This window comes from Enterococcus sp. AZ071, assembly GCF_050499065.1.
Classification (GTDB): Bacteria; Bacillota; Bacilli; order Lactobacillales; family Enterococcaceae; genus Enterococcus_A; species Enterococcus_A ferrettii.
The window spans coordinates 2,844,868-2,862,500 of record NZ_JBIPAS010000001.1; the positions used below are offsets into that span (position 1 = coordinate 2,844,868).

Genomic DNA, 17,633 nt, shown 5'->3' on the forward strand with positions numbered 1-17,633 from the left:
ACCTTCTGAAAGCTAATGGAATGACGGATATTTCTTTTAGTTAAGGAACGACATTGAAAATCTATTTTTATTTGAAAATGAAATATGCGATTGAAGAGTTTTATGTATCAAATTCTGAGGGTATTATTTGTTATAAAATATGAAAGGTTTCAATTCAAAGTAAATGATGTGCTTTAAATTAGAAAGAGTGAGAATAATGCGAGGATACGTTCTCTTTCTTAGTAAATTACGGGATTCAATAAATAACTAAAATATTCAAAGAGAAGTTTGGTTGAATACTAGTAAAAATCGGTGAGAAACTTTAAAAATCATAGAAAGTTGAGAGTCTAAATAACGCACCTTGACATTAATAAAGAAAATATAGTATATTTACTGAGAAGAATTTAAGAGTTGAGCAAAGTTTATTAGATGAACGGGGTTGTATTTTTGAGCGTAACAATGTCTAACTAGATGAATTTAATAGCCGATAAGCAAGCGTTTATTTGGCGTGTCTATAGATATTCTTACATTCTCAATCATCATTCATATGAACTTGCTTATATCGAGTGTCAGTTGAATAATACCATTGAGGGCTAGGAGAGATCCTAGCTTTTTGTGTGCTTTATTTGACTACTCTCTTTTAGACATCCATAACTAACGGTTTCAATCGAACCGTTGATAACACTTGCGTGAAGGCGAATCCGATTTTTAATTTTAGGAGGGTTTCACCTTGAAAAAAAGTAACACGAAGCGTCAATGGCTCTTAAATATTCATTTATTTTTAATGAGTCAATTTTTAACGGGTATCACGAGTATGACCGTTCAGTATGCAATCATCTGGTATCTAACTGAACAAACCAGGTCTGCAACGATGCTAAGCTTTGCGACATTATTAGGTATGCTGCCTATGATTGTCTTGAGTCCTTTCGTAGGCCCCTATGTGGATCGCTTGAATAAAAAGGGACTGTTGATTATTCCGGATTTAATTGCGGCTTTATTTGCGATTATTCTATCTGTTACAGGAATCGTTACAGGAACATTCCCATTTTGGCTGATTTTTATCTCTCTATTTGTCCGAGCGGTAACTCAAACGTTTCAAACACCGACGATTCTAGCCATTCTACCAACCCTTGCGCCAAGAAAAGAATTGACAAAAGTGAATGGGCAATTAGGCATGGTTCAATCCGCCAATCGAATCATTGCTCCAGGAATTGGGGCGTTTCTTTTTGCGCTCATGCCATTGCATCTATTGTTACTTTTGGACGTTTTAGGTGCATTATTAGGTCTGCTGTTATTGATTTTTGTAAAAATACCGAAGACCTCGGAGCATTCTGGGAATACGCTTGCGCTTGAAGAGACGAAACAAGGGATCAAAGACCTTCGAAGTAAAAATGGCTTATGGATCATTGTGCTGATTGGCGCTTTGTCTTCCATTTTCATTATGCCAGCAGCCAGCATGTATCCTTTAATGACCATGGGCTATTTTGATGGGACGGTCAGCAACGCAGGATTGGTTCAAATGATTTATTCAGTTGGCATGTTGGTGGGCGGATCAATTATTGGCGTGTTTGGAAACTGGAAGGATCGAATGAAGCCTTTACTAATTTCTTATCTAGTGATTGGTATCACGTTCGCAGCTGGTGGTCTGTTGCCGTCAAATCAATCGGGATTGGTTTGGTTTATGATTTTGAGTGCTTTTACAGGTATAGCTGCTCCATTTTTTGATTCCTTATTAATGGCTATGATCCAGCAGAGCTTTCCAGTCAATCAGATTGGAAGAATCATGGGTGTAGTGATGGCTTTATTGAGTTTATTAGCATCATTGGGTTTAATTTTCACAGGCCCAATAGCAGATCGCATTGGTGTAGAAAATGTATTTGTCATTGCAGGACTCGGTATTATCTTGTGTGCCATTATAAATTGGCTCATTGTTCCAGCAAAAAATTACGATAAACAGTTACAAGGAGAAAGTATGCTCGATGGTTCTGATTAAGAAGATTTTTAATGCATGATTTTCTATTGTAAGAGATTTTTTCAAATGGAGAGGTCTGTAAGGGCAGCTAAAATCTAAAGCTAGAAATCTTTTATCGAAGTTTCTAGCTTTTCTATTTTTGTATAAAAGCCTAAGATTGATTCTTAAGTTTTTTTGAGAACAATAAGGATGCCTATTCTGTAAATTTAAGTGATCAAAATAAATCTTTTACTGGTAAGACTTGAATTGGCATCAGCACAAATTAAAAGGTTATAATAGATATATTGAGCGGACACTATTTTGTTAAGGAAGATGAATATTAAGTAAAAAGGTAGCTGATATTTTGATAATGTTAAGTATACAGAGGAGGAATAGTGTATGGAAGAGACTGTTTTTTTTAATTTAGGAAATGCAATAGCAGCTAAAAAAGATCCTAAAGAGCTGATTAAAGAGGCCCAAATTGTAAAAGATCAGCGTAAGTCAGCAGGTAAATTAGTAATTGTAGAAGACCCTGTCAAGGGTGAACATATATTATTTGATTTGTCCGATCAAGAAGAATCAAAAGAAACGACTAATGCATTCAAAATAAAAAAAATCATTGAATAAAACGAGAGTGATTCAAAACTTTTTTGTTCTTTAACACTAACTAGTGCGTTATTTAAACTTTTATCTAAACCTTCAATTGTTTCACATGAAACATTAAAAATGAATTTTAAAAAAAAGATAAAGTTTTACTGGTACGAATATTCAGGTAACAGCAAATTGCTGTGCTTAATTTTTTTTTTACACAATACCTTTTTCTTTCATTTGTTACTAAAGCTTGAGTTTGCTAGCAGTTATTTGTGCAGGAATTCTTCTTTTGAATTTTATATATTACAGAGGCTAAAATCTTTTGTTATTATAAGAAATAGTAAGACTTCTGTTGAATTAGAAAGAAAATAGGATCACTAAACAAAAATTGTGTAAAAAGCGAAAAAGTTTAGTTGAATTTTAATCTAATCATTATTTCAAATCAAAAAGCTTGAGTTGACTAAAGATTAACATTATGAACTGCGCGTTTGAATTATTGGTACGAGAGTATTAATTAAAAACTATTGATTTTTATGTGAAGGCCTTATTAAACACTTAAATCGCAATAATTTTTCAGTAGTTTAGCACAAAGAAAATATTGTGTTTTAATGTTATTTAAATGCATGTTAATGCATGTTTGGAGTTATTTTAAAACCGGTTTTTCAAAGGTGCTTCTGGACTAACTTTAGAAAGGATGACGATGATTGATTAAAATATGTAAAAAAGTATTATATATCGGTATTTGCGGGTATCTTCGAACGGGTTCATGAGGAATGAAGATTATCTGTTAGCTATTCAAGTAGTAAAGTTGTAGTGAGTGTTTGTATTTTAAAATTCCAATTTACTTAATTAATTACTCTTCCTTGTACCTGTGATATGTGGAAATTTATCGTTTTTAATAGAAAAGCATCTTGTAGTAAAAATCAACAATATACCACATGCCTTATTATTCGCAAAATTGAACTGTAGTTCTCTGTTTAGTAATTTTGTATTAAACAATATAGATTAGAAAGTGTTTCATGTGAAACATTTGCTTATACAAAATAACGCTAGACAGGCTTTTTTTGTATAAAAAAGTAGAGACTACTATATTAATTGTCTTTTGTCGGTACTTGATTGATAATATCGTGAAATTTTTTAGGGGAATAAAAAGAGTGTAAGTATAAAATTATGTAACTTTGATATGGCAAACTCAATTCGAAAGATTTGTTATACAACAGGGGGTTGACCATTAAAATAATTATGTATATTTATGCAAAAAAAGTTGGAAATTTTTATTTTGCGAAAGATAAAAAAGTACACAAGAATCATCATTCCTGTGCACTTAAAGCTAATTAGAGTTATTTATTCATTAAAAAGTAAGTTTTTAATATAAGCGACAGGCATATCTTCATCTGTAAACAATTTGAAGGCTGCAGCTCCTTGATAAAGCATCATTCCTAAACCATTAATTGCTTTTTTAGCACCATGTTCTTTAGCAAATTTCAATAATTTTGTTTCTCTTGGAGAGTATACCACATCAAAAATTACTAAATCTGGTCTGATCATTGTTGGATCTTCAATTAGGCTAACGTCCTCTAACGGTTTCATTCCGGCGCCAGTTGCATCAATGTAAATAGAGCTTTCGGCAATAGACTTTTTGAATGCATCTTGATCGACCAAGTCAGTTGCAGTTGCAATACATTGAGTGTGTTCATTAATTTTCTTTGCTGTTTCTTTAGCGTTCTCAAAAACACCATCGTTCACATTGAAGATGCGAACTTCTTTAGCTCCTTCAAAAGCGGCTTGGACAGCTACTGCAGTTCCGGCTCCCCCAGCACCTGTCAAAGTGATGATAGCATCTTTCACTTCGACGTCTTCATCTTTCAAGGCTTCCATTGCACCAATACCATCAGTATTATATCCTACTAAGTACCCTTTGGCGTCTTTATTAGTTACAGTATTTACTGCACCAATTAGTTGGGCTTCGGGAGAAACTTCATCTAGATATTGGATAATTTCTTGTTTGTTAGGCATGGAGACATTCGAACCACGCAAACCTAAAGCACGGATACCTTGAACAGCATCTTTTAGCTGCTCGTTTTCAACCTCAAAAGCTAAGTAAGCATAGTCAAGACCTAGTTTAGCAAATGCTTCATTATGCATTGTAGGAGACATGCTGTGACGAATTGGATAGGCCATTAAACCAATCAATAATGTGTGTCCGGTTAATCGTTCAGTCATAAATAGTACCCTCACTTCTTTATATTTAGTTACATAGTCATTTTACGGTAGGGAACACATTAGTACTAATGCTTTATTTTGATAAGTTAGATAAAGAATTTTTATATAAGTCTAGCTTAGTTGTTTTGTGGTTAAAACTTTCTTTATTCAATCTGTGAAACGTAGCTAAGGCATTGCATCAAAAGGGATTTTGCGTTAAAGTAGAGGTTAGTCTGTGAAACATTTTATCTGTTTCACAATATGAGAGGATTTTCTATGAAGCCAGAAGAATTTCAAGCAGAATTAGCTAAACATGGCCTGGAAGTAAACAGTGCACAAATGGAGCAATTTTCCGCTTATTATAGACTCCTTGTTGAGTGGAATCAAAAAATGAATTTGACAGCAATTACGGAAAAAGAAGAAGTGTATTTAAAACATTTTTACGATTCTTTGACTTTACTTTTTTCTGAAGAATTTCAAGCTGACGGATCATTATGTGATGTGGGAGCAGGTGCGGGTTTTCCAAGCATTCCTTTGAAAATTGTTTGTCCGCAATTGCAAGTTACTATCGTAGATTCCTTAAATAAAAGAATCACTTTCCTTACCGAATTAGTAGAGAAACTTGGATTAGAGGATGTTTTTTTATATCATGATCGTGCGGAAACATTTGCTCAAAAAGAGATGTTGAGGGAATCTTTTGATTTTGTCACTGCTCGTGCTGTAGCACGCCTAAATGTCTTGGCTGAACTTTGTCTTCCTTTAGTTAAAAAACAGGGATATTTTTTTGCGTTAAAAGCAGCCAAAAGCGAGGAAGAGCTTGAGGAAGCGAAAAAAGCAATTGCTGTTTTAGGTGGAAAATTAGTTTATGAACAAGATGTTTCTTTGCCTAAAGATGGGGGTAGTCGTTATATTTTGACTATACAAAAGAAAAAGGAAACACCCAAGAAGTATCCGCGAAAACCGGGAATGCCTAATAAGCAACCATTGAAATAGGAGGAAAGTACATGGCACGCATTATTTCTGTCGCAAATCAAAAAGGCGGTGTCGGCAAGACTACTACTACTGTTAATTTAGGAGCTTGTTTAGCCTTCATTGGAAAAAAAGTCCTTTTAATTGATAGCGATGCGCAAGGTAACGCAACCAGCGGGCTGGGAATTAGAAAGCCAGACGTGAAAGAAGATATTTACGATGTCTTAGTTAATGAAGTTCCAATTAAGGAAACAATCATCCAAACTGAAAGAGAAAACTTGTCTATTGTTCCGGCAACTCTTCAACTAGCTGGGGCAGAAATTGAATTGACCTCCATGATGGCAAGAGAGTCTCGCTTAAAAGGAGCACTTAAAGACGTTAGTGATGATTATGATTTTATCTTAATTGACTGTCCACCGTCGCTGGGTCATTTAACTATCAATGCTTTTACAGCCAGTGATGCAATTTTGATCCCAGTTCAGTGTGAGTACTATGCATTAGAGGGACTAAGTCAACTATTAAATACAGTTCGGCTTGTTCAAAAACACTTTAATCCGGAACTTGAGATTGAAGGTGTATTGTTAACCATGTATGATGCTCGAACTAACTTAGGTGCGGAGGTAGTGGAAGAGGTTCGCCGCTATTTCCAAGAGAAAGTTTACGATACGATTATCCCACGTAATGTTCGGTTGTCTGAAGCACCAAGTCATGGCAAACCGATTATTGACTATGACCCACGTTCAAAAGGTGCGGAAGTGTATCAGACGCTAGCAAAGGAAGTGTTAGATCGTGAGCAAAAATAAAGGTTTAGGTCGAGGGATTGATGCGTTATTTCAAGACCTATCAGAAATTGAAGAGGTTGACATGAAAAATGATCAAATTATCGAAATTCCCCTCAGCGAATTACGTCCAAATCCTTATCAACCGCGGAAGTCATTTGATGAGACATCACTGCAGGAGTTAGCTAATTCGATTGAGCAGTCTGGTGTATTCCAACCAATTATTGTTAGAAAATCAGCAGTAAAGGGTTATGAATTAATTGCAGGTGAACGCCGTTTTCGTGCTTCAAAATTAGCAGGTAAAGAAAACATTCCAGCCATTGTTCGTGAATTTGATGAAGAGGCCATGATGCAAATTGCCGTATTGGAAAATTTGCAACGTGAAGATCTGAATCCTTTAGAAGAAGCAGAAGCCTACGATATGCTGATGAAGAACTTAAAATTGACACAAGCAGATGTTGCTGTGCGATTAGGAAAGAGTCGTCCTTATATCGCCAATTATCTACGTTTATTGACGCTGCCAAAACTAGTAAAAGAGATGGTTCAGGATGAGCGCCTTTCAATGGGACAAGCTAGAACTCTTCTAGGATTAAAGAAAAAAGATCAAATATTGAAATTGGCTAATCGTGCAGTGAAAGAAAGTTTAACTGTTCGTCAACTAGAACAAATAGTAACAGAATACAATGAGGGCAAAACAAAAGAGAAGAAAAAGGGCCCTCGTTTGTCCAAGGAAAAACCGTATTATCTAAGAGAAAGTGAAGATCGCTTAATGGATAAATTCGGAACTAGTGTTGAAATCGTTGAAAAGGATGGCAAGGGAAAAATTGAAATTGAGTACTTGTCACCGGATGATTTGACACGAATCTTAGACATTTTAAGTATTCATTTTGATGAAGCATAGGAGGAATACTATGTATGATTTAGGTGATATTGTTGAAATGAAAAAGCCGCATGCTTGCCAAACTAATCGTTGGGAAATTGTGCGCATGGGAGCAGATATTAAAATTAAATGTGTTAATTGTGGTCACGTTGTGATGATGACTCGTCGTGATTTTGAGAAAAAAATGAAAAAAATACTTGAAAAGAAAGTAAGCTAGAAATAAAGCAATACTTATCTTATATAGAAAGAGATGAAAAGAATGGCCTTAACAGCCGGAATCGTTGGCTTACCCAATGTTGGAAAGTCAACTTTATTTAATGCAATCACGAAAGCAGGAGCTGAAGCAGCCAATTATCCCTTTGCAACAATTGACCCCAACGTAGGGATGGTTGAAGTACCGGATTGGCGTTTAGAAAGATTAACAGAACTAGTAAAGCCTAAGAAAACAGTACCAACTACTTTTGAATTTACTGATATTGCTGGAATAGTTAAAGGTGCTAGCAAGGGAGAAGGGCTGGGCAACCAGTTTTTGAGCCATATTCGTCAAGTAGATGCGATATGTCATGTGGTACGCTGTTTTGACAATGAGAACATCACTCATGTTGAAGGACGGGTAGATCCAATAGAGGATATTGAAACAATCAACTTGGAGCTTGTGCTAGCTGATTTAGATTCTATAAACAAACGTTATGCACGAGTTGCAAAGGTTGCTAAAACTAAAGAAAAAAATGCAGTAGCTGAACTAGCCATACTGGATAAAATCAAACCTGTTTTAGAAGAAGGAAAATCAGCACGTACGATTGAATTCAATGATGAAGAACAGCACCTTGTTAAAGGTCTGTTTTTGCTAACTAGTAAACCAGTTTTGTATGTAGCGAATGTTGATGAAGAAACAGTTGCAGATCCTGATAAAAACCATTACGTTCAGGAAGTACGCAATTTTGCAACAACTGAAAATTCTCAAGTAATTATAATTAGTGCTGAAGCAGAGGAGCAGATTTCTGAATTAGATGATGAAGACAAAGAAGAGTTCTTAGAAGCAATGGGAGTTGAAGAATCAGGTTTGGATCAGCTAATTCGGACTGCTTACGATCTGTTGGGACTGGCAACTTATTTCACAGCTGGCGAGCAAGAAGTCAGGGCTTGGACTTTCCGTAAGGGAATGAAAGCTCCACAAGCAGCTGGTATTATTCATACTGATTTTGAAAGAGGGTTCATAAGAGCTGAAACGGTCTCTTTTGAAGACCTAGATAAATACGGAAGTATGAATACTGCTAAGGAAGCCGGACGTGTTCGATTAGAAGGAAAAGATTATGTCGTACAGGATGGCGACGTTATGTTATTCCGTTTCAATGTTTAAGCCGAAAGGGGTAAGAAGATGGAACCAGAAAAGTTGCAGGAGCTAGCGACAGAAAATCGTGAGCTAGAATCACATCTGACGAAACGCAATCAGCAATATATCTTTGATTTAAAAAAATCATTAGAAGCAGCAAATTTTACAATAGAGCAACAAGAGGAAGCACTGTACGATATGTTACCAACTCTAGTTGCTGAACAGAAAACTGGAAAAACAGCACGCCAACTTTTCGGCACGGTCTCAGAACGCTTGGAGGCTATCGTTAATAAACCAGTCAAAAATGAATTAGCAACAAAACCTGTTTTAATGTGGTTAGACAATTTTATGTTTCTATTTGGTCTATTGGCGCTTATATCAGGAGCTATGGCTCTGTTTGTTTCACGTGGAACACAAACAGCTACTTACGGTCTAACAGCCCTAGTTGTCGCATCAGCAACTGGTGGGTTAGTATTTTATTTCATGTATCTGTTTGTTTATCAATATGAACAACCTGGAGCAGATAAGTCTAAAAAACCTAAGACATGGAAAACTATTCTGATTTTAGGATCCATGACATTAGTCTGGTTTTTAATTTTCAATGGAGCAGTCTTCTTACCGTCATCTTTAAATCCGATTATCGATCCACTTGTATTAGCTGTGTTAGGTGGTATAGCTCTAGCTGCTCGCTACTTCTTAAAAAAACGTTTTGGTATTGTCAGCAGTTTAGCTGGACCAAGACCACAAAAATAAAAGAATGCGATCTTCCAAACTGGGGAGATCGTGTTTTTTTATTTAATTGATAATTTACATTATATTCTATTTTTAAAATTCAAACGCAGTCTGGGGGAGCAGAGCATAATACTATTAGTAGTAATGATGAGTGACAGGTATATTTCGTGCACAGTTTGAGTTTTTTTAGCTTGATCAGTTGTTTTATACAAATGAAAATTTTCAGAAATACTTCATAATGGTTATTTGTAGTGATAAAAACCTAAACTAACTAAAAAGAGATTAGATAATCACAAATAACATCGATATTTGTAAAATTACTTAGCATACTAATTAAAATGACTATTTTAAACGAGCTTTTTTCTTGTTGAAAAGTATTGTTCAGGGCAGTAACATGAATAACTAAATTTTTTAGTAAATCGTTCACAACAGAGGTTGTTAAAAAATAATAATTAAAATAAAAGAACATATGTGCGTAAAAAAATAATATTATGCATGTACTTTTAATCACTGTTTTAGAAGAAGTAAGTAATTTATAAAAATATCGTATGCACTATTTTTTAGGGAAGGGTATGCTATTTATAGATGAGGATAATGGAAAAGGAATCAAAAATATAGACTCCTAATAGTTATCAAAATAGAAATGGTCAAAAGCTATATTCAGATGAAGAATTGTATATTTACGATAACCCTTGAAAAAAACAAAAAATTGGGACTTATAAACCTAAGTTTATGATGAAATATGTAGATAAAGGTATTTATTAACTAGGTAAACATTTTGTCAATTTACGTTTAGCTGATTTTTCTAACCAAGCACGGCATTATTTAATTAGTAACATTGAAAGTAAGTAGCAGTAGTTTAAAAAGTTGACGCATGAAGCTATTTTGATGTAAGAATAATTAGCTATATGGACCAAAAGTGAAGGTTAGATGAGGATTTATCTAGAGGTTGTTGACTTCCTTAAAGCCATCTGTTAATTTAATCAGTAAAAATAATTTAGAGGAGCGGTTACGAACAATGTCTAATTGGGAAACGAAATTTGCAAAAAAAGGTCTAACCTTTGATGATGTCCTATTAATTCCAGCGGAAAGTCATGTACTGCCAAATGAAGTAGACATGAGTGTACAACTAGCAAAAAATATTAAATTGAATATTCCTTTGATGAGTGCAAGTATGGACACTGTTACAGATGGTAAGATGGCAATTGCAATGGCACGTCAGGGTGGACTAGGTGTTGTTCACAAAAACATGAGTATTGCTGCCCAAGCAGATGAAGTTCGTAAGGTAAAACGTTCAGAAAGTGGCGTAATTATTGACCCATTTTTCTTAACACCTGACCATAAAGTTCAAGATGCAGAAGACCTAATGAGTCGTTATCGCATTAGTGGTGTACCCGTGGTTGAAACTTTAGAGAATCGGAAATTAGTTGGAATTATTACAAATCGGGATATGCGCTTTGTTACTAATTTTCAAACGTCAATTGCAGAAGTTATGACTAAAGAAAATTTAGTGGTTGCACCGATCGGAACTTCTCTAAAGGATGCAGAAAAAATCTTACAAAAGCATAAAATTGAAAAATTACCGATTGTCGATGATGAAGGTCGTTTAAGTGGACTAATTACTATTAAAGATATTGAAAAAGTAATAGAGTTTCCGAATGCAGCCAAAGATGAACACGGACGTTTGCTAGTAGCGGCAGCGGTTGGTGTAACAAGTGATACCTTTGAACGTACAGAAGCTTTACTGGAAGCTGGAGTAGATGGGATTGTTATTGATACTGCCCATGGGCATAGCGCGGGTGTTCTTCGCAAAATTGAAGAGATTCGATCAAATTTTCCAGATGCAACATTAATTGCAGGTAACATTGCAACTGCAGAAGGAGCCAAAGCACTCTATGATGCTGGTGTGGATGTAGTAAAGGTGGGGATAGGTCCTGGTTCTATTTGTACTACACGTGTGGTAGCAGGTGTGGGAGTTCCTCAACTTACGGCCATTTATGATGCTGCATCTGTCGCTAGACAGTATGGAAAAGCGATTATTGCCGACGGTGGTATCAAGTATTCAGGAGATATTGCTAAAGCGTTAGCTGCCGGTGGACATGCAGTAATGCTAGGTTCAATGTTGGCTGGTACGGATGAATCCCCGGGGGAATTTGAAATCTATCAAGGACGTCGTTTCAAAACGTATCGTGGAATGGGCTCATTAGGGGCAATGGAAAAAGGCTCAAGTGATCGCTATTTCCAGAGTGGTGTAAACGAAGCAAATAAGTTGGTTCCTGAAGGAATTGAGGGACGTGTTGCTTACAAAGGAAGTGTTTCTGATATTATTTTCCAAATGATTGGTGGATTAAAATCAGGCATGGGATACGTTGGGGCACCAAATTTGAAAGAACTGAGAGATAAAGCGCAGTTTGTTCAGATGAGTGGAAACGGATTAAAAGAGTCGCATCCTCACGATGTTCAAATTACTAAAGAAGCACCAAATTACTCTGTAGAACAATAAAAAATGTGAAAAAAAGAGGGAAGAATTCCTGGAATTCTTCCCTCTTTTTATATATAAATGAATTCAAAGATGGCCGCCGCTCCCATCCTAAATTTTCTTCGTTGCGTCTATTACTTGATAGCTTCCAAATTTCCCATATATGGTACCAGAACTTCAGGAATAGTAACAGAACCATCTTCATTTTGATAATTTTCTAAGATGGCTGTAACAGTACGACCAACGGCTAAACCAGAACCATTTAAAGTATGTGTATATTGAACCTTTCCGTCTTCATCACGATAACGGATCATTGCACGTCTTGCCTGGAAATCTTCACAATTTGAACATGAACTAATTTCTCGGTACGTATTTTGAGCAGGGACCCAAACTTCCAAATCATAAGTTTTAGCAGCCGAAAAACCCATATCACCAGTAGAAAGTGCGACCACTCGATACGGCAAATTTAGTTTCTGTAAAAGAATTTCGGCATCGTGAGTCATTTTTTCGAGCTCGTCATAAGAATGTTCTTTATCGCTGAATTTTACCATCTCTACTTTGTGAAATTGATGCAAACGAATTAACCCACGGGTATCTCTGCCTGCACTTCCGGCTTCTGAACGAAATGAAGGAGATAATGCTGTGAAATAAATAGGCAACTCTTTACCATCCAAAATTTCATGACTGTAATAATTTGTCAACGGCACTTCCGCTGTAGGTATTAATGTAAGGTCACGATCTTCAATCTGAAAGACATCTTCTTTAAATTTAGGGAATTGACCAGTACCAAACATTGCCTCGCTATTGACTAAGTATGGCGTAATCATCTCTGTATAACCTTGTTCATAAACATGTTCATCCAACATAAAATTATAAACAGCACGCTCTAATCGTGCGCCTAAACCCTTGTAATAAACAAAGCGACTTCCAGAAACTTTTGCACCACGCTCAAAATCTAGTATATCTAACCCTTCTGCAACTTCCCAGTGCGGCTTTGGTTCAAAATCAAATTGTCGTGGTACACTCCAACGACGTACTTCGACATTATCATCTTCATCTTCTCCGACTGGAACAGAAGTATGTGGTAAGTTGGGCAATGTAGTGGCTATTTCAGTTAATTGTGCATCAATTTCTGCAACTTCTTCATCTAGCTCTTTTATTTTAATGCCGACTTCTTTCATTTCAGCAATTTTGTTATCAGCATCTAATTTTTCACGTTTTAATTTGGCAATGTCACCAGATACGTCATTGCGATACTTTTTCAATTCTTCAGTTTTTACTAACAATTGGCGACGAAGTCCGTCTAGATCAATAAAGCGTTCCAGTATATCACTTTTTACCCCGCGGGTTGCCAATTTTTCTTTAACTTCTTCAAAATTGTGACGAATCATTTTTACATCTAACATGTTTTTTTCCTCCTTAGATAAAATAAAAAACACCATTCCATCCCATAAATCTTGGGACGAAATAGTGTGTTATTTCGCGGTACCACCCGAGTTCAACCCAAAAGGTTGCTCCTTAGTTTGACAAGTATCGACTGTCTACCGGCTTTTCTTTCAAAAAGCACAGATTCCGAAACTGGATTTCTTTAAGCTGTCTGTTGGTTTACACCGTCCACCAACTCTCTAAAAAGACAAACTTATGTACTTGGTTTCCTGCATTGATATGAATATAAACAGTATAAGCAAAAAGAAAATTAAAGTCAATGTTCTTTAATTTTTAAGTTATTTTGCTAGATTAGCTTTCAAAGGCAAATGAATAATGAAGGATGTCCATTGTTTATTAGATTGAGCATAAATGTAACCACCATGCAAATTAACAATATTTTGAGAAATAGCCAACCCTAAACCAGTACCACTAATTTCTTGTGATCGGGACTCATCGACACGGTAAAACCGATCAAATAATTGATCCAAAGATTCACGCGGAATAGGAATACCATTGTTTTTAACTGTTATAATAGCCTCGGTATTTGCCTTTTCAAGTTGCATTACAATTCGTGTAGCACGACCACCGTACTTAAGCGCATTAGTGATAAGATTATTAAATACGCGAACGAGTTTTTCAGTATCACCGTCCATAATTAAACTATTTTCTGAAGTTTCTACAGATATCTGTATATTTTTTTTATTAGCTTCTAGTTCGAAATCAGCGGCCAGTTGTTCTAACAATTGCACCATGTCAAAAGACATAGCATTGACAGGAACAGTAGGTTGACGAACTTTGGTATATTCAAATAGGTCATCAACGAGTGACTTCATCTGTTTTGCCTTAATATAGGCGATATGCGTATATTTGAGAACTTCTTCTTTTGATTGATATTGTCCATCTTCAATGAGACCAAGATAACCTATAATGGAAGTTAAAGGTGTTCTTATGTCATGACTGACATTAGTTATCAGTTCATCTTTTGATTTTTCAATTTCACGTTCATCTTCAATTGCAGCTACAGTGCTATCAACCAAGCCATTAATGCTAGCAACGACTTTACTCAAATCACCGCGCAATTCAAAAGGAATTCGGTAATCGTAATTTCCATTAGCTATATAATGCAGCTCATTAATGATATGTCTTAACTGCATTTGGCGATAACGGCGAATCAGTCGCCAAAACACAACTAGTGCATCAACCACGAAAAAAAACGGAAAAAGAAAGTTTCGAGCACTTAAAAAAATATCGGTATTGAAATTTTGTGCAAAGATATTTCGTGAATTGTAAATAGCATCACTCAAATTGGGTGAATTTTCAATCATTTGAGTAAGAACGACCATAATAGCAACATTTAATAGAAGTAAAATGATAATAGTGACGATGCCCTCAGCAATTAGCTCGCTAATTTCCTTTGAAGTAAGAGTAACTCTCCGTTTTTTTTCTACCTTATTTTGCATCAATCTTGTATCCGACTCCCCAAACGGTTTGAATGACTTTTTCACCATCGGTTGCCTCTTCAATCTTATCACGTAAATGACTTACATGAACCATAACGGTTTTTGCAGAAACTATGCTTTCTTGCTTCCAAACACGTTCAAAGATTTCATCAGCACTAAATACACGGTTTGGATGACTGGCTAACAAATAAAGAATCCCAAATTCTAAAGCAGTCAATTGAATTTCTTTGCCATCCACAGTTTTAACTTCATGTGAATCTTTATTGATGATCAATGATTGGATCTCTAAGATGTCGGGTTGATCTTCAGCTACTTGCATTTTTGTTCGGCGCAACAATGATTTTACACGAGCCATAACTTCCAATGGATTGAATGGTTTAGTTACATAGTCATCTGCACCAGCTACTAATCCCTTAATTTTATCCATATCGGTTGTTTTTGCAGTTAGCATGATTATTGGAATTTGCGACTCTTTACGCAATTCCTTTACAACCTGCATACCATCCATTACTGGCATCATAATATCTAAAATAAGCAATTCAATATCTGAAGATGTCCTCAGTTTGCTCAGTGCATCCTTTCCATCATAAGCTTTTACGACTTCATAACCTTCGTTATGCAAGTAAATACTTAATAGTTCTACAATCTCTTTATCATCATCAGCAACTAATACTTTCATATAATGACCTCCATAATAAAAATATATTCTTGTATCTATTTTACCAGAGAAATAGATTGAAGGCGAAAATACGCTTTATGAGTTTAGGAAAAATCAAGATTACGAATTGCGAAAAAAATACCCATACCTTTAAATAAACAACCCTATATCAAACTAAAAACGAACAAAAATAGTTATGTAACATATATATATCGGGTTTGGAAAAAGCAGAAATTTTTTTCTTCTTTTTCATTGACCAACCGCTTTAAAACTGCTATATTATTCATTGTTCGAAAAAATAAAAACAATTTCAAATTGATAAAAAAGTCGTTGACAGATGACTGTAAATCAGTTATTCTATCAAAGTCGCATCTGAATGACTCAAACAAATCTAAAAAATCTTCATCAAAAAAAAGTTTAGAAAGTTGTTGACATTGAGCTGGCAACCTGATAAGATTTAAAAGTTGCTGATGCAACAAGAAACAGTTGATTTTATCAAGTAGACCTTTGAAAACTGAACGAATAAAACAAACCAAATGTGTAGGGCGCTTCTATTATAGAAGCAAACAACATAGCAAGCAATTGCTAGCGAATCAATTTTTAAATTGAGCTTAACAGTCGCAAGACTGTTTCAAACACTTTTTATGAGAGTTTGATCCTGGCTCAGGACGAACGCTGGCGGCGTGCCTAATACATGCAAGTCGAACGCTTTTTCTTCCACCGGAGCTTGCTCCACCGGAAGAAAAGGAGTGGCGAACGGGTGAGTAACACGTGGGTAACCTACCCTCGAGCGGGGGATAACACTTGGAAACAGGTGCTAATACCGCATAACAAAGAAAACCGCATGGTTTTCTTTTGAAAGGCGCTTTTGCGTCACTCGAGGATGGACCCGCGGTGCATTAGCTAGTTGGTGAGGTAACGGCTCACCAAGGCAACGATGCATAGCCGACCTGAGAGGGTGATCGGCCACATTGGGACTGAGACACGGCCCAAACTCCTACGGGAGGCAGCAGTAGGGAATCTTCGGCAATGGACGAAAGTCTGACCGAGCAACGCCGCGTGAGTGAAGAAGGTTTTCGGATCGTAAAACTCTGTTGTTAGAGAAGAACAAGGGTGAGAGTAAAAAGTTCACCCCTTGACGGTATCTAACCAGAAAGCCACGGCTAACTACGTGCCAGCAGCCGCGGTAATACGTAGGTGGCAAGCGTTGTCCGGATTTATTGGGCGTAAAGCGAGCGCAGGCGGTTTCTTAAGTCTGATGTGAAAGCCCCCGGCTCAACCGGGGAGGGTCATTGGAAACTGGGAAACTTGAGTGCAGAAGAGGAGAGTGGAATTCCATGTGTAGCGGTGAAATGCGTAGATATATGGAGGAACACCAGTGGCGAAGGCGGCTCTCTGGTCTGTAACTGACGCTGAGGCTCGAAAGCGTGGGGAGCAAACAGGATTAGATACCCTGGTAGTCCACGCCGTAAACGATGAGTGCTAAGTGTTGGAGGGTTTCCGCCCTTCAGTGCTGCAGCTAACGCATTAAGCACTCCGCCTGGGGAGTACGACCGCAAGGTTGAAACTCAAAGGAATTGACGGGGGCCCGCACAAGCGGTGGAGCATGTGGTTTAATTCGAAGCAACGCGAAGAACCTTACCAGGTCTTGACATCCTTTGACCACTCTAGAGATAGAGCTTCCCCTTCGGGGGCAAAGTGACAGGTGGTGCATGGTTGTCGTCAGCTCGTGTCGTGAGATGTTGGGTTAAGTCCCGCAACGAGCGCAACCCTTATTGTTAGTTGCCATCATTTAGTTGGGCACTCTAGCGAGACTGCCGGTGACAAACCGGAGGAAGGTGGGGATGACGTCAAATCATCATGCCCCTTATGACCTGGGCTACACACGTGCTACAATGGGAAGTACAACGAGTCGCGAAGTCGCGAGGCTAAGCTAATCTCTTAAAGCTTCTCTCAGTTCGGATTGTAGGCTGCAACTCGCCTACATGAAGCCGGAATCGCTAGTAATCGCGGATCAGCACGCCGCGGTGAATACGTTCCCGGGCCTTGTACACACCGCCCGTCACACCACGAGAGTTTGTAACACCCGAAGTCGGTGAGGTAACCTTTTGGAGCCAGCCGCCTAAGGTGGGATAGATGATTGGGGTGAAGTCGTAACAAGGTAGCCGTATCGGAAGGTGCGGCTGGATCAC

13 protein-coding genes and 1 rRNA gene (1 of these 14 running past the window's edge) are annotated in these 17,633 nt (G+C 37.1%); 10 read left to right on the forward strand and 4 right to left on the reverse strand.

Annotated elements, in window-relative coordinates; translation table 11 throughout:
- Positions 1–763: 763 nt before the first annotated feature.
- The gene (locus IGI49_RS14110) at positions 764–1,972 is read left to right on the forward strand and encodes an MFS transporter (protein WP_429964923.1); all 1,209 of its coding nucleotides are present in this window, start codon (positions 764–766) and stop codon (positions 1,970–1,972) included.
- Positions 1,973–2,329: 357 nt separating this feature from the next.
- Complete coding sequence (locus IGI49_RS14115; protein WP_429962216.1) at positions 2,330–2,557, forward strand: hypothetical protein; 228 nt, start codon at positions 2,330–2,332, stop codon at positions 2,555–2,557.
- A gap of 1,308 nt (positions 2,558–3,865) precedes the next feature.
- Here the strand turns inward: IGI49_RS14115 and IGI49_RS14120 are convergent.
- Positions 3,866–4,744 carry a shikimate dehydrogenase gene (locus tag IGI49_RS14120; RefSeq protein WP_429962217.1) on the reverse strand — a complete coding sequence of 293 codons (879 nt, stop codon included), beginning with the start codon at positions 4,742–4,744 and terminating at the stop codon, positions 3,866–3,868.
- A 255-nt stretch (positions 4,745–4,999) separates the two neighbouring features.
- On the opposite strand from IGI49_RS14120, the gene rsmG reads away from it, so the two are divergent.
- From rsmG to guaB, 7 genes are all read left to right on the forward strand, one after another.
- On the forward strand, positions 5,000–5,716 hold the full coding sequence (gene rsmG, locus IGI49_RS14125) for a 16S rRNA (guanine(527)-N(7))-methyltransferase RsmG (protein WP_207705328.1): 717 nt from the start codon (positions 5,000–5,002) through the stop codon (positions 5,714–5,716).
- Between the two features lie 11 nt (positions 5,717–5,727).
- Positions 5,728–6,495, forward strand: coding sequence for a ParA family protein (locus IGI49_RS14130; RefSeq protein ID WP_207705329.1), 768 nt, complete (start codon positions 5,728–5,730; stop codon positions 6,493–6,495).
- Positions 6,482–7,372, forward strand: coding sequence for a ParB/RepB/Spo0J family partition protein (locus IGI49_RS14135; RefSeq protein ID WP_207705330.1), 891 nt, complete (start codon positions 6,482–6,484; stop codon positions 7,370–7,372). The genes IGI49_RS14130 and IGI49_RS14135 overlap by 14 nt, the downstream gene beginning before the upstream one ends.
- A 10-nt stretch (positions 7,373–7,382) precedes the next feature.
- Positions 7,383–7,568: a DUF951 domain-containing protein gene (locus IGI49_RS14140; RefSeq protein WP_207705331.1), complete on the forward strand. Its 186-nt coding sequence runs from the start codon at positions 7,383–7,385 to the stop codon at positions 7,566–7,568.
- A gap of 42 nt (positions 7,569–7,610) precedes the next feature.
- Positions 7,611–8,711, forward strand: coding sequence for a redox-regulated ATPase YchF (ychF, locus tag IGI49_RS14145; RefSeq protein ID WP_429962218.1), 1,101 nt, complete (start codon positions 7,611–7,613; stop codon positions 8,709–8,711).
- Positions 8,712–8,729: 18 nt separating this feature from the next.
- On the forward strand, positions 8,730–9,437 hold the full coding sequence (locus tag IGI49_RS14150; RefSeq protein ID WP_429962219.1) for a DUF1129 domain-containing protein: 708 nt from the start codon (positions 8,730–8,732) through the stop codon (positions 9,435–9,437).
- 997 nt (positions 9,438–10,434) lie between these two features.
- Complete coding sequence (guaB, locus tag IGI49_RS14155; RefSeq protein ID WP_429962220.1) at positions 10,435–11,919, forward strand: IMP dehydrogenase; 1,485 nt, start codon at positions 10,435–10,437, stop codon at positions 11,917–11,919.
- A gap of 110 nt (positions 11,920–12,029) precedes the next feature.
- Here guaB and serS read toward each other — a convergent pair whose 3' ends face one another.
- From serS to IGI49_RS14170, 3 genes are all read right to left on the reverse strand, one after another.
- The gene (serS, locus tag IGI49_RS14160) at positions 12,030–13,301 is read right to left on the reverse strand and encodes a serine--tRNA ligase (protein WP_429962221.1); all 1,272 of its coding nucleotides are present in this window, start codon (positions 13,299–13,301) and stop codon (positions 12,030–12,032) included.
- Between the two features lie 318 nt (positions 13,302–13,619).
- The gene (locus tag IGI49_RS14165) at positions 13,620–14,783 is read right to left on the reverse strand and encodes a sensor histidine kinase (RefSeq protein WP_429964924.1); all 1,164 of its coding nucleotides are present in this window, start codon (positions 14,781–14,783) and stop codon (positions 13,620–13,622) included.
- The gene (locus IGI49_RS14170; RefSeq protein WP_010758780.1) at positions 14,773–15,462 is read right to left on the reverse strand and encodes a response regulator transcription factor; all 690 of its coding nucleotides are present in this window, start codon (positions 15,460–15,462) and stop codon (positions 14,773–14,775) included. Before IGI49_RS14170 ends, IGI49_RS14165 begins: the two co-directional genes overlap by 11 nt.
- Before the next feature lie 619 nt (positions 15,463–16,081).
- On the opposite strand from IGI49_RS14170, the gene IGI49_RS14175 reads away from it, so the two are divergent.
- Positions 16,082–17,633 (forward strand): 16S ribosomal RNA (locus IGI49_RS14175) (it continues 7 nt past the right edge of the window).

Excerpts from the sequence above, each read along its gene's own strand:
- serS (WP_429962221.1), bottom strand. The coding sequence starts at position 13,301 with ATGTTAGATGTAAAAATGATTCGTCACAATTTTGAAGAAGTTAAAGAA.
- IGI49_RS14150 (WP_429962219.1), top strand. The coding sequence starts at position 8,730 with ATGGAACCAGAAAAGTTGCAGGAGCTAGCGACAGAAAATCGTGAGCTA.
- rsmG (WP_207705328.1), top strand. The coding sequence starts at position 5,000 with ATGAAGCCAGAAGAATTTCAAGCAGAATTAGCTAAACATGGCCTGGAA.
- ychF (WP_429962218.1), top strand. The coding sequence starts at position 7,611 with ATGGCCTTAACAGCCGGAATCGTTGGCTTACCCAATGTTGGAAAGTCA.
- IGI49_RS14130 (WP_207705329.1), top strand. The coding sequence starts at position 5,728 with ATGGCACGCATTATTTCTGTCGCAAATCAAAAAGGCGGTGTCGGCAAG.
- IGI49_RS14170 (WP_010758780.1), bottom strand. The coding sequence starts at position 15,462 with ATGAAAGTATTAGTTGCTGATGATGATAAAGAGATTGTAGAACTATTA.
- IGI49_RS14140 (WP_207705331.1), top strand. The coding sequence starts at position 7,383 with ATGTATGATTTAGGTGATATTGTTGAAATGAAAAAGCCGCATGCTTGC.
- IGI49_RS14110 (WP_429964923.1), top strand. The coding sequence starts at position 764 with ATGAGTCAATTTTTAACGGGTATCACGAGTATGACCGTTCAGTATGCA.
- IGI49_RS14115 (WP_429962216.1), top strand. The coding sequence starts at position 2,330 with ATGGAAGAGACTGTTTTTTTTAATTTAGGAAATGCAATAGCAGCTAAA.
- guaB (WP_429962220.1), top strand. The coding sequence starts at position 10,435 with ATGTCTAATTGGGAAACGAAATTTGCAAAAAAAGGTCTAACCTTTGAT.
- IGI49_RS14120 (WP_429962217.1), bottom strand. The coding sequence starts at position 4,744 with ATGACTGAACGATTAACCGGACACACATTATTGATTGGTTTAATGGCC.
- IGI49_RS14165 (WP_429964924.1), bottom strand. The coding sequence starts at position 14,783 with ATGCAAAATAAGGTAGAAAAAAAACGGAGAGTTACTCTTACTTCAAAG.